Annotated in this window: 7 protein-coding genes; 5 read left to right on the forward strand and 2 right to left on the reverse strand. The window is 72.4% G+C overall.

Going from position 1 to position 12,863, the window contains the following annotated elements:
• Positions 1–50: 50 nt before the first annotated feature.
• Complete coding sequence (locus ACFWEP_RS09000; protein ID WP_387367877.1) at positions 51–1,577, reverse strand: PucR family transcriptional regulator ligand-binding domain-containing protein; 1,527 nt, start codon at positions 1,575–1,577, stop codon at positions 51–53.
• Between the two features lie 249 nt (positions 1,578–1,826).
• Here ACFWEP_RS09000 and ACFWEP_RS09005 point away from each other — a divergent pair, with 249 nt between their 5' ends.
• From ACFWEP_RS09005 to ACFWEP_RS09015, 3 genes are all read left to right on the forward strand, one after another.
• Positions 1,827–3,371, forward strand: coding sequence for a sodium:solute symporter (locus ACFWEP_RS09005; RefSeq protein ID WP_387367880.1), 1,545 nt, complete (start codon positions 1,827–1,829; stop codon positions 3,369–3,371).
• A gap of 302 nt (positions 3,372–3,673) precedes the next feature.
• Positions 3,674–4,642 carry an agmatinase gene (speB, locus tag ACFWEP_RS09010; RefSeq protein ID WP_328721570.1) on the forward strand — a complete coding sequence of 323 codons (969 nt, stop codon included), beginning with the start codon at positions 3,674–3,676 and terminating at the stop codon, positions 4,640–4,642.
• A complete protein-coding gene (locus ACFWEP_RS09015) occupies positions 4,639–6,321 on the forward strand; it encodes a thiamine pyrophosphate-binding protein (protein ID WP_387367883.1) in 1,683 nt (560 codons plus the stop codon). Before speB ends, ACFWEP_RS09015 begins: the two co-directional genes overlap by 4 nt.
• A 61-nt stretch (positions 6,322–6,382) precedes the next feature.
• Here ACFWEP_RS09015 and ACFWEP_RS09020 read toward each other — a convergent pair whose 3' ends face one another.
• Positions 6,383–6,748: a hypothetical protein gene (locus ACFWEP_RS09020; protein WP_387367886.1), complete on the reverse strand. Its 366-nt coding sequence runs from the start codon at positions 6,746–6,748 to the stop codon at positions 6,383–6,385.
• Positions 6,749–7,425: 677 nt separating this feature from the next.
• Between ACFWEP_RS09020 and ACFWEP_RS09025 the strand changes: the two genes are divergently transcribed.
• Entirely contained in the window at positions 7,426–11,190 is a 3,765-nt protein-coding gene (locus tag ACFWEP_RS09025; RefSeq protein ID WP_387367895.1) for an ABC transporter ATP-binding protein, read from the forward strand.
• Positions 11,191–11,342: 152 nt separating this feature from the next.
• Positions 11,343–12,821 carry a S28 family serine protease gene (locus ACFWEP_RS09030; protein ID WP_387367889.1) on the forward strand — a complete coding sequence of 493 codons (1,479 nt, stop codon included), beginning with the start codon at positions 11,343–11,345 and terminating at the stop codon, positions 12,819–12,821.
• Positions 12,822–12,863: the final 42 nt, after the last annotated feature.

A 12,863-nucleotide genomic window follows, 5' to 3' on the forward strand; every position in this document is an offset into this window, starting at 1 on the left:
ACGTCAGCCGCAGGGCGAACTGGCTCACGTCAGTCGCAGGGCGAACTGGCTCACGTCAGTCGCAGGGCGAACCACAGCTCCGTCCGTACGTCCATGTCGTCCAGATCCGTGTCCAGCAGCTCCGCGCAGCGGCCGACGCGCTGGCGGACCGTGTTGCGGTGGATCTTGAGGGCCACCGCCGTGCGGTCCCAGCTGCCGTGCAGCGACAGCCAGCAGCGAAGGGTCTCCCGCAGGGTCTTGGAGAGCGGGGCGAGCAGGGTGCGGGCGTGGGCCTCGGCCGCCTCGCCGGTCAGCAGGCCGGTCAGGCCCCGGTCCGCGCGGTGCAGCAGCAACGGGGTACGGGTCGCCTCCGCGCGGGCCAGCGCCCGGGACGCCCGGGTGTCCGCCGCCGCGAGCCCGTCCAGGGGCACGGGGTCGGAGGCGCCGAGTACCCAGCCGGGCTGCGGGGTGAGCCGGGCGGGATCGGTCAGCAACACGCGTACCGCCTCCTCGGGGCGGCGGCCCGTGTCGACCAGGGCCGAACCGAGGGAGGCGCCGAGCGTGCCCGCGGTGAGCGGGGCGGTGCTGCCGCCGCTCGTACGGCGGGCGTGCACCACGGTCCACGGGCCGTCCGAACCGAGCAGCGGCCCCACGTCCCCGGGGGCCGCACCGAGCAGCATCCGTACCAGCGCCGCCGAACGGTCCGCGGAGCCCGCGCCCTGGTGCGGGGCGGCCAGCAGGGAGAGCAGGACGACGGCCATGCCCGCCACGGTGTGGTCGCCGGGCTCGCGGGGGCCGGTGGCGAGGGCGAGCACCAGGCCGTGCCCGCCGCCCAGCGCGTACGCCGACAGATGGGTGCCGTCCACCGTCTCGGTGGCGGACGCGGGAGCGGCCCGGCGCTCCTGCGGGGCGACGACCCGGGCCAGCCGGGAAAGGGCGGTGCGGACCGCCGGGGCGGTACGGGCGCCCGCCGTGTGCACCTCGCCGCCCTCCGGGCTCAGCAGCACCGCGCGTCCGCCCAGCTGGGCCGCCAGCTGATGGAGCACCGCCGGCACGGGGTCGGGGCGGGCCGCGGCCGACGCGAGGGCCTGCTGGGCGCGGGCCGTCCGGCGCAGCTCCTGATGGCGGGCGTCCGCCATCAGCTGCCACACCGCCCGCGCGACCGAGGTGAACGTCGTCTCCGGCGGTACCTCCAGCAGCGGCAGCCCATGCCGCTCGCACGCCCGTGCCAGCCCCGGCGGCACCGACTCGTGCACCGGCCGCACCCCGAAGCCCAGCGCCGCCGCGCCCGCCTCCACCACCCGGGCGACATACCGCTCCGGGTCGCTCAGCAGCACGCCCGCGCTGAGCAGCAGCTCCCCGCCCAGGAGGTAGGGGTAGGGGTCGGCCATCTCCGAGGTGTGCACCCAGAGGATGTCCGCCCGCGGGGGCCCGGCGATCCTGCGCAGTCCCAGCTCCTCGCGGGCCAGCAGCGCGTCCAGGGAGACGGGCGGGGTGGGCGGCCCGGCGGGGCTCGTGGGAGGACCGGCCGGACCGGCCGGCGTGGAGGACCCGGCGGGTTCAGGGGCGGGGAGAGGACCCGTGGGGGAGTCCGGCATGGATGGTTTCTCCATCGTGTACGTCAAGGATGGAGGAAACGTACACTTCAGCGCTGCCTGGCGGCCACCTACCGTCATCAGGGCGCACGAGACGGACGCGACGTACAGAGGCCCCACCGGGCGGACATCCGTCGCCGTCCCGGAGACCGGGGTTTCCGGAAGGCGCCCCGCCCCGGCCGCCCGGCCGCGGGCGCGATCGCGGTACGGACCCGGCGTGCGCACCCGACCGACTGAGATGGAGGGACGCCCATGGCCGTCGACTACGCGGTGATCGTGGTCTATCTGGCCGGCATGCTCGCCATGGGCTGGTGGGGCATGCGCCGCGCCAAGTCCAAAGCCGAGTTCCTGGTGGCCGGACGCAGGCTCGGACCCTCGATGTACTCCGGCACGATGGCCGCCATCGTCCTCGGCGGCGCTTCCACCATCGGCGGTGTCGGCCTGGGCTACCAGTACGGCCTCTCCGGGGCGTGGATGGTCGTCACCATCGGCCTCGGCCTGCTGGCCCTCTCCGTCTTCTTCTCCGCGCGGATCGCCCGGCTGAAGGTCTACACCGTCTCCGAGATGCTCGACCTCCGCTACGGCGGCCGGGCCGGGCTCATCTCCGGCGTGGTCATGTGGGCGTACACCCTCATGCTCGCCGTCACCTCGACCATCGCCTACGCCACGATCTTCGACGTCATCTTCGACCTCGACCGGACCATCGCCATCATCCTCGGCGGTGCGATCGTCGTCGCGTACTCGACGCTCGGCGGCATGTGGTCGATCACGATCACGGACATGGTGCAGTTCGTCGTCAAGACGATCGGCGTGCTCCTGCTGCTGCTGCCCATCGCGGTCGTCAAGGCCGGCGGTTTCAGCGAGATGAAGGCCGAGCTGCCCACCGAGTACTTCGACCCGCTCGGCATCGGCGGCGAAACGATCTTCACCTATGTGCTGATCTACACCTTCGGCATGCTGATCGGCCAGGACATCTGGCAGCGCGTGTTCACCGCGCGCAGCGACCGCACGGCCCGCTGGGGTGGCACCGTCGCCGGCACCTACTGCCTCGTCTACGCCGTCGCCGGAGCCGTCATCGGCACCGCCGCGAAGGTGATGTACCCGAAGCTGCCGAGCGCCGACTCCGCTTTCGCCACGATCGTCAAGGACGAGCTGCCGGTCGGTGTGCGCGGTCTCGTGCTGGCCGCCGCACTGGCCGCCGTGATGTCCACCTCCTCCGGTGCGCTGATCGCCTGCGCCACCGTCGCCAACAACGACATCTGGTCCCGGCTGCGTGGCGCGATCGGCCGGGGGACGGGGGCCCCGGACGGCACGACGACAGCGGGAGCCGACGGGGCCGGTGGTGCCGACGGCGGGCACGACGAGGTACGGGGCAACCGTGTGTTCATCCTCATCATGGGCATCGCCGTCATCCTCATCGCCATCGCCCTCAACGACGTCGTCGAAGCGCTCACCGTCGCGTACAACCTCCTCGTCGCCGGGCTCCTGGTGCCGATCCTCGGCGGACTGCTCTGGCGCCGGGGCACGGCGGCCGGCGCACTGGCCGCGGTCGGCGTCGGAGGGGTCGCGGTCGTCGTCCTGATGGGGGCGTACGGCATCCTTGCCAATGAACCCGTCTACTACGGACTGCTCCTCTCGCTCGCCGTGTACGTCGTCGTCTCGCTGGCCACCAAGCCCACCGACCCCGCCGTGCTCAGCGCCTGGCGCGAACGCCTGGCCGGACGCGACGGGCGCGACGGAGGCGACGGGGACGCCCCCGCGGCCGGCACCTCCCCGCACGAGCCGGCCACCGTGTAGACCACCCGCGCCGGTACACCCCCGCCCGTGCCCCCGCCGCCGACCGCCCCCTCGGTCCGTGCAGGCGGGGGCCAGGGCACGACCGGCCGACACCCGGCCGCCACCGGTTCCAGTCCCACCGGTGGCGGCCACCACCCCACCCGCACGACCGCTTCACCCGCACGACCGCCCCGTCCGCACGATCGCTTCACCTCACGACCGCCCCACCCGCCTCATGCGGACGTCTCCCGAGACCCCGCGGCACGGCCCCCATCCGTGCCCCCACCCCGCGACACCCCGAACGACCCGAAAGAAGGCCCTCCATGAGCAGCAGCGAAACGCCCCGCGGCCCCATCGACTCCTCCCGTGTGCCCCGGTACGCCGGTCCCGCGACGTTCGCCCGGCTGCCCCGGCTCGACGAGGTCGGTACCACCGACGTCGCCGTCGTCGGCGTGCCCTTCGACACCGGCGTCTCCTACCGTCCCGGCGCCCGCTTCGGCGGCAACGCGATCCGCGAGGCCTCGCGCCTCCTGCGCCCCTACAACCCGGCCCAGGACGCCTCGCCGTTCGCGCTCGCGCAGGTCGCCGACGCCGGTGACATCGCGGCCAACCCGTTCAACATCAACGAGGCCGTCGAGACGATCGAGGCCGCGGCCGACGACCTGCTCTCCACCGGCGCCCGGCTGATGACCCTCGGCGGCGACCACACCATCGCCCTGCCGCTGCTGCGTTCCGTCGCCAAGAAGCACGGCCCGGTCGCCCTTCTCCACTTCGACGCCCACCTGGACACCTGGGACACCTACTTCGGCGCCGAGTACACCCACGGCACGCCGTTCCGCCGAGCCGTCGAAGAGGGAATCCTCGACACCTCCGCCCTCTCCCACGTCGGTACCCGCGGCCCGCTCTACGGCAAGCAGGACCTCACCGACGACGCCAAGCTGGGCTTCGGCATCGTCACCTCCGCCGACGTGATGCGGCGCGGTGTCGACGAGATCACCGACCAGCTCCGTCAGCGCATCGGCGACCGGCCGCTCTACATCTCCATCGACATCGACGTGCTCGACCCGGCCCACGCGCCCGGCACCGGCACCCCCGAGGCCGGTGGCCTCACCTCCCGCGAGCTCCTCGAAATCGTGCGTGGCCTCTCCTCCTGCCACCTCGTCTCCGCCGACCTGGTCGAGGTGGCCCCCGCGTACGACCACGCGGAGATCACCGCCGTCGCCGCCTCGCACACCGCCTACGAGCTCACGACGATCATGTCCCGCCAGATCGCCGAGGCGCGCACGAAGTGAGCCACGACCACGACGACCGGCCCCGCCTCACCGCCGCCCAGGCCGAAGCCGCACTCAACCCGCCGCCCGGCCGCAACGGCGGTGACCTCGTCGTCGAGTCCCTCCAGGGCCTCGGCGCGACCACCGTCTTCGGCCTGCCCGGCCAGCACGCGCTCGGCATGTTCGACGCTCTGCGCCGCTCCTCCCTCTCGTACGTCGGACTCCGTGTCGAGAACAACGCGGGCTTCGCGGCCGACGCCTACGGTCGCATCACCGGAGAGGTCGCCCCGCTGCTTCTCTCCACCGGCCCCGGCGCGCTGACCTCGCTCGCCGCCCTCCAGGAGGCGGCGGCGGCTTCCGCTCCGGTGCTCGCGATCTCCAGCCAGATCCCGACCGCCGGCCTCGGTGGCGGGCGGCACGGCTACCTGCACGAACTGCGCGACCAGAAGGCCTCCTTCCGCGACGTGGTGAAGTCCGTCCACACCGTGCGGACCGCCTCACAGATCCCCTCCGCCATCGCCGCCGCCTGGGAATCCGCCCTCACCGCCCCCCACGGGCCGGTGTGGATCGAGATTCCGCAGGACGTGCTGCTCGCCGAGACCGCGCTGCCGCCGGTCTCCGCGATGGACGCCACCCCGCGCGAGCTCTACCCGCGCCCCGAGCTGACCCTCGCCGCCGCCCGGCTGCTCTCCCGCGCCGAACGCCCCGCGATCATCGCGGGCGGCGGTGTGGTCCGCTCCGACGCGAGCGGCAAGCTGCTCGCCCTGGCCGAGAAGCTGGACGCCCCGGTCGTCACCACCTTCGGCGGCAAGGGCGCCTTCCCCTGGGAGCACCCCCTCTCGCTCCAGTCCTGGCTGGAGGACCGGCACACCACCGACTTCCTGGAATCCGCCGACGTCCTCCTCGTCATCGGCTCCGGGCTCGGCGAACTCTCCTCGAACTACCACACCTTCAGCCCTCGGGGCCGGGTCATCCAGATCGAGGCGGACGCAGGGAAGCTGGAGTCCAACCACCCGGCCCTCGGCATCCACTCCGACGCCCGCGAGGCCCTCGCCGACCTCCTGGAAGCGGTCGAGACCCGCGAGGACCCCACCGCCCCGACGCGCGTCCGGACCCTGCTGGAGCAGGTCCGGGACCGCATCGACGCCCAGGACCTCACCCTGGAGCAGCGCGTCCTCGCCTCCGTCCGTGAGGCGCTCCCGGACACCGCACCCAGCTTCTGGGACATGACGATCCTGGCCTACTGGGCCTGGTCCGCCTTCGACGCCCGCCACCCCAACACCATGCATTCCGCCCAGGGCGCCGGCGGTCTCGGCTACGCCCTCCCGGCGGCGCTCGGAGCGGCTGCCGCCGATCCGAGCCGGCCGGTGCTCGCCGTCTCCGGCGACGGCGGCTCGATGTACTCCATCGCAGAGCTCGCCACCGCCCGCCAGTACGACCTCCCGGTCACCTGGCTGATCGTCGACGACGGCGGCTACGGCATCCTGCGCGAGTACATGACGGGTGCCTTCGGCGAGGCCACCGCCACCGAGCTGGCCCGCCCGGACTTCGTGGCCCTCGCCGAGTCCTTCGGCGTCCCGGCCGTCCGGACCTCACCGGACGCCCTCGCCGCCGACCTGGCGAAGGCGTTCGCCACGCCCGGCCCCTCCGTGGTCGTACTCCCGGCGCTGCTCAAGATGTTCGCCCCGACGCATCTGTAGCCGCGTCTGCGGACGCACCGGAGGAGCGATGCGCCGGGAGGAAGGCCGGTGTGTGCTGGGCTCAGCGCACACCGGCCTTCTTCTCGATGAGGGCTATCTGGTCCTCGCGCCCCCGCAGGAATTCCGCCTGCCCCTTCGCGTCGAGACTTCCGGGGAATTCCCTCGCCACCGGCATCGCGTCCGGCAGCATCCCGAACACCGTGTCGACCGATTCGACCGGATGCTTGCGCCGCGCGTCCATGTAGTACTTCCCGGCGAGGGCCAGCGCCTCCCGGAGACGGCCCAGAGGCTTCTCGGCGGTCCTGACGCGGTGCCCGTCCTCGCCGAGCCGCGCTCCGCCGCCCGGGCTCAGGCGTTGCAGCACTTCGAGCACCGCGTACACGCAGCCGCTGCGGTACGCGTCCGTCTTCGTCATGCCGTCGGTCATGGAACGTCCCCCGTCCCTCCGGTCGGAGTCCCCAGCCCTTCGGGAGACCCGAAGGCGCCGAGACTCCGGCATCCCTGACTTCCCGGCTCCGCCCCTTCGGCAGAGCCCGTCGCCGTCTTGGTTACCCACCGTAGTCGGGGTCGAACGTGCGTAGGGGGTTCGGTGGTCGACTTCAGTCGATCGGGTGATTTACCGCAGGACCATTGACCGGCATTTGTTGCAGCGGGATGAAATCCGCAGACCAGGGCGTTGGTGCGTTGCGGAAGATCAGCGGGAGTGGCGTCACGCGACAGTGCGTTCGCAGGCGGCAGCAGGGCGATCAGGAGGCATCGGTGGCGGGCGCGGAACAACGGGGCAGAGGCGAACGGTCCTCCGGAGAACAGGACACCGGACAACCCGGGGTCACCGGACAACCCGAGACCACCGGCCGGGAGACCACCGGCCGGGAGACCCCGGACCAGGAAGCCACCGGCCGGGAGACCTCGGACCAGGAAGCCACCGGCCGGGAGACCTCGGACCAGGAAGCCACCGGCCAGGAGACCTCGGACCAGGAAGCCACCGGCCGGGAGACCTCGGACCAGGAAGCCACCGGCCGGGAGACCACCGGCCAGGAGCTCACCGCCGTCCAGAAGTCCCCCGGCCACGGGACCCCCGCCCCCCAGGGCTGGGCCCGCCGCCTGACCGGATACGCGTGGCGCTACCGCCGAGACGTGGTCCTGGCGCTCGGCGCCTCCCTCGCGGGGATGGCCGTGATGGCCCTGGTGCCGCTGATCACCAAGGTGATCATCGACGACGTCGTCACCGCGCACACCCGCTCGCTCGCCGTCTGGACCGCCCTGCTGATAGGGGCGGCGGTCGTCATCTACGCCACCGCCTTCGTCCGCCGCTACTACGGTGGACGGCTCGCGCTCGACGTGCAGCACGATCTCCGTACCGAGATGTACGCGACGATCACCCGGCTCGACGGCAGACGGCAGGACGAGCTCTCCACCGGCCAGGTCGTCGGCCGCGCCACCAGCGACCTCCAGCTCATCCAGAGCCTGCTCTTCATGCTCCCGATGACCATCGGGAACATCCTGCTCTTCCTCGTCTCCCTGGTGATCATGGCGTGGCTCTCGCCCCTGCTGACGCTGGTCGCCGTCGCCGTCGCCCCCGCCATCTGGTTCATCGCCCGCCGCTCCCGGGCCCGCCTCTTCCCCGCCACCTGGTACGCCCAGAGCCAGGCCGCCGCCGTCGCCGGAGTGGTCGACGGGGCCGTCTCCGGCGTCCGGGTCGTCAAGGGGTTCGGCCAGGAGGAGCAGGAGACCGGGAAGCTCCGCGAGGTCGGCCGCCGGCTGTTCGCGGGCCGGATGCGCACCATCCGGCTGAACGCCCGCTACACCCCCGCCCTCCAAGCCGTGCCCGCGCTCGGACAGGTCGCGATGCTGGCGCTCGGCGGCTGGCTGGCGACCCGGGGCGAGATCACCCTCGGCACGTTCGTCGCGTTCTCCTCGTACCTCGCCCAGCTCGTCGGCCCGGTCCGGATGCTCGCCGTGGTCCTCACCGTGGGCCAGCAGGCCCGCGCCGGTGTGGACCGGGTGCTGGAGCTGATCGACACCGAGCCGACGTTCGCCGACGGCACCGAGGAGCTGCCGGCCGACGCCCCGGCCGGAGTCGAGTTCGACGACGTGAGCTTCGGCTACGGCACGCCCCCGGGCGCCCCCGCCGCGGACCCCGGGCTCGGCGCGTTCGCGTCGGGCGACGAGGTGACCGAGGCCGCCGAGGAGAGCCACTACCGGCCCGTCCTCAAGGGCTTCTCCCTCTCCATCGCCCCCGGTGAGACCGTCGCCCTGGTCGGTGCCTCCGGCAGCGGCAAGTCCACCGTCTCCCTGCTGCTGCCACGCTTCTACGACGTGACGCACGGTGCCGTCCTCGTCGGCGGCCACGACGTCCGCGAGCTGACCCTCGACTCCCTGCGCGCCGCCATCGGGCTCGTCCCCGAGGACAGCTTCCTCTTCTCCGAGAGCGTCGGCGCCAACATCGCCTACGGCCGCCCCGACGCCTCCCAGGAGCAGATCGAGGCCGCCGCCCGCGCCGCGCAGGCCGACCGGTTCATCGCGGAGCTGCCGAACGGCTACGACACCAAGGTCGGTGAGCACGGTCTCACCCTCTCCGGCGGGCAGCGCCAGCGCGTCGCCCTGGCCCGCGCGATCCTCACCGACCCCCGGCTGCTCGTCCTGGACGACGCCACCTCGGCCGTCGACGCCCGCGTGGAGCACGAGATCCACGAGACCCTGCGGCAGGTGATGGCGGGCCGCACCACCCTGCTCATCGCCCACCGCCGCTCCACCCTCGGCCTCGCCGACCGCATCGCCGTCCTGGACGACGGGCGGCTCTCCGACGTCGGCACCCACGAGGAGCTGGAGCGGCGCTCCGCGCTCTACCGCCGACTGCTCACCGACCCCGACGAGCTGGGCGGCACCTCGCCCGGTCACCGGCCGCCGCGCGTCCCGCCCCTGGAGGACGACCGCACGCTCCAGGAGGAGATGGAGGCGGAGTTCGACGCCGAACGCGGCATCACCCCGGCCCTCTGGATCCGCAAGGAGCAGGAGCGCGACCGGGCCACCGCAGGGATGCCCGCCACACCGGAGCTGCTCGCCCAGGTGGAGGCGCTGCCGCCCGCGACCGACGTCCCGGACATCGACGAGGACCGGGCCGTCCGCCCGGAGGACTCGTACGGCCTGCGCAGGCTGCTGCGCGGCTTCGGGGCGGTGCTGCTCGTCAGCCTCGCGCTGGTGGCCGTGGACGCCGGGATGGGGCTGCTGCTGCCGGTGCTGATCCGGCACGGCATCGACTCGGGCGTCACGCAGATGTCCACCGGCGCCATCTGGACGGCCTCGCTCCTCGCGCTGGCCGCCGTCGTCGTGCAGTGGGCGGCGCAGATCGGGGAGACCCGCAAGACCGGCCGTACCGGTGAGCGGGTGCTCTACTCGCTGCGGCTCAAGATCTTCTCGCAGCTCCAGCGGCTCGGTCTCGACTACTACGAGCGTGAGCTGACCGGCCGGATCATGACCAGGATGACGACGGACGTGGACGCCCTGTCCTCGTTCCTGCAGACCGGTCTGGTCACCGCCTTCGTCTCGGCCGTCACCTTCTTCGGGATCATGGCGGTCCTGCTGGTCCTGGACGTGCAGATGGCCCTCGTCGTCTTCGCCACCCTGCCGTTCCTGATCGCCGGGACCGTCGTGTTCCGCCGCAAGAGCGTGGCCGCTTACCAGCTGGCCCGCGAGCGCATCGGCGCGGTCAACGCCGACCTCCAGGAGTCCGTCTCCGGGCTGCGGATCGTGCAGGCGTTCAACCGCGAGCGGGACGGTGCGGCGCGGTTCGCGGAGCGCAGCACCAGCTACCGGCAGGCGCGGGTACGCGGCCAGTGGCTGATCTCCGTGTACTTCCCGTTCGTCCAGCTGCTCTCCTCCGTCGCCTCGGCCGCCGTGCTGATCGTCGGAGCGGGCCGGGTCGACGACGGGACGCTGATGGTCGGCGCGCTCGTCGCCTACCTGCTCTACATCGACCTGTTCTTCGCCCCCGTGCAGCAGCTCTCCCAGGTCTTCGACGGCTATCAGCAGGCGACCGTCTCGCTCGGCCGTATCCAGGAGCTGCTGCGGGAGCCCACCTCCACCGCCGATCCCGACGAGCCGGTGGAGCTGACCGGGCTGCGGGGCGACATCGCGTTCGAGGACGTGTCCTTCGCGTACGGGGGCGAGGAGGAGGCCCTCACCGGCATCGACCTGCGCATTCCGGCCGGGCAGACCGTGGCGTTCGTCGGTGAGACGGGTGCGGGCAAGTCCACGCTGGTGAAGCTGGTCGCCCGGTTCTACGACCCGACGTCCGGCCGGGTCACCGCGGACGGCACCGACCTGCGGCAGCTCGACATGACGGAGTACCGGCACCACCTCGGGGTCGTCCCGCAGGAGTCGTACCTCTTCCCCGGCACGGTCCGCGACGCCATCGCGTACGGCATCCCGGACGCCTCCGACGCACGGGTGGAGGCGGCGGCCCGGGCGGTCGGCGCGCACGACATGATCGCGACGCTGGACGGCGGCTATCTGCACGAGGTCGCGGAGCGGGGCCGTAACCTCTCCGCCGGGCAGCGCCAGCTCGTCGCGCTGGCCCGCGCCGAGCTGGTCGACCCCGACGTGCTGCTGCTCGACGAGGCCACCGCCTCCCTGGACCTGGCCAGTGAGGCCCTGGTCAACCAGGCCACCGACCGGCTCACCGGCCGCCGCACCACGCTGGTGGTCGCCCACCGGCTGACCACGGCGGCGCGCGCGGACCGGGTCGTGGTGATGGAGCACGGCCGGGTGGTGGAGGACGGTACGCACGACGAACTCCTCACCCTCCAGGGCCGGTACGCCCGGCTGTGGCGCACCTTCATAGGCGAGGACGAGCCCGCCGCCGTCTGAGCGGAGACCCGGCGCCCGGGCGGCCCCGGCTCGCACCGCACCCCGGCGCGGCGCCCCGGCGTGCCACGCCGCGCCGGGGCAACTGGGTCTGGCGTGGTGCGTGTTGCTCCCGCTAGGTTCACGGCCAACGTCGTGAACCCAGGGGAGTGTGTATGCGTAAGACGCTCAGAGGTGTTCTGTCGCTCGCGTTGCTGATCGGCACGGTCGGTGCGACAGGGGCCTCGGCCGGAGCGGCCACCGCCGCGCAGCCGGCCGCGGGGCAGGTGGGGACGGCCGCGACCGGGACCGCGGACAGCGTGGACATCAGGGACCGCATCCTCGCCATACCGGGCATGAGCCTGATCGAGGAGAAGGCGGTCACCGGCTACCGCTACTTCGTCCTCAACTACACGCAGCCGATCGACCACCGCCACCCGTCCAAGGGCACGTTCCAGCAGCGGATCACCCTGCTGCACAAGGACACCTCGCGGCCCACGGTCTTCTTCACCAGCGGCTACAACGTCTCCACCTCGGCGAGCCGCAGCGAGCCGACCCGCATCGTGGACGGCAACCAGGTCTCCCTGGAGTACCGGTTCTTCACGCCCTCGCGCCCCCAGCCGGCCGACTGGTCCAAGCTCGACATCTGGCAGGCGGCCAGTGACCAGCACCGGGTGTACACCGCGCTGAAGAAGATCTACAGCCAGAACTGGCTGGCCACCGGCGGCTCCAAGGGCGGCATGACCGCGACCTACTACGAGCGCTACTACCCGAAGGACATGGACGGCGTCGTCGCCTACGTCGCACCGAACGACGTGGTGAACGACGAGGACTCCGCGTACGACCGCTTCTTCACCACGGTCGGCACGGAGGAGTGCCGCGGCAAGCTGAGCGCCGTCCAGCGCGAAGCCCTGATCCGGCGTGCTCCGCTGGAGGAGAAGTACGCGGCGTACGCGGCGGAGAACGGCTACACCTTCACCACGGTGGGCACCCTCGACAAGGCGTACGAGGCCGTCGTCATGGACTACGTCTGGGCGTTCTGGCAGTACAGCAAGGTCGCCGACTGCGCGACCCTGCCGGCCGACGCCAAGACCGCCACCGACCAGGAGATCTGGGACTCGGTCGACGCCATCTCGGGCTTCTCCGCCTACGCCGACCAGGGCCTGGAGACGTACACGCCGTACTACTACCAGGCCGGTACCCAGCTCGGTTCGCCCGACATCGCGCAGCCGTGGCTCGGCAGGCTGAGCCGGTACGGCTACCAGCCGCCGCGCAACTTCGTGCCGCGCTCCATCCCGATGACCTTCCAGAAGGGCGTCATGCGGGACGTGGACTCCTGGGTCACCCACCACGCCACCCGGATGATGTACGTCTACGGGCAGAACGACCCGTGGGGCGCCGAGCGGTTCGCTCCCGGCAGGGGCTCCCGCGACTCGTACGTCTACACCCAGCCCGGCGGCAACCACGGCTCGAACGTGGCGGGCCTGGTGGCCGAGGAGAGCGCGGCGGCCACCGCGACCATCCTGCGGTGGGCGGGCGTCACCCCGGCCGCCGTCGCCGCCGACCCCGCGAAGGCGGCCCCGCTGGCGACGTACGACACCCGCCTCGACAAGCAGGACGAGCAGCTGAACCGCCGGCACATCCGGCGTCCCTGACCTGCTCCCGGAACAGCACCCGGCGCGCGCCCGCTTGCACAG

The organism is Streptomyces sp. NPDC060198 (assembly GCF_042728415.1).
In the GTDB taxonomy this organism is placed as follows: domain Bacteria; phylum Actinomycetota; class Actinomycetes; order Streptomycetales; family Streptomycetaceae; genus Streptomyces.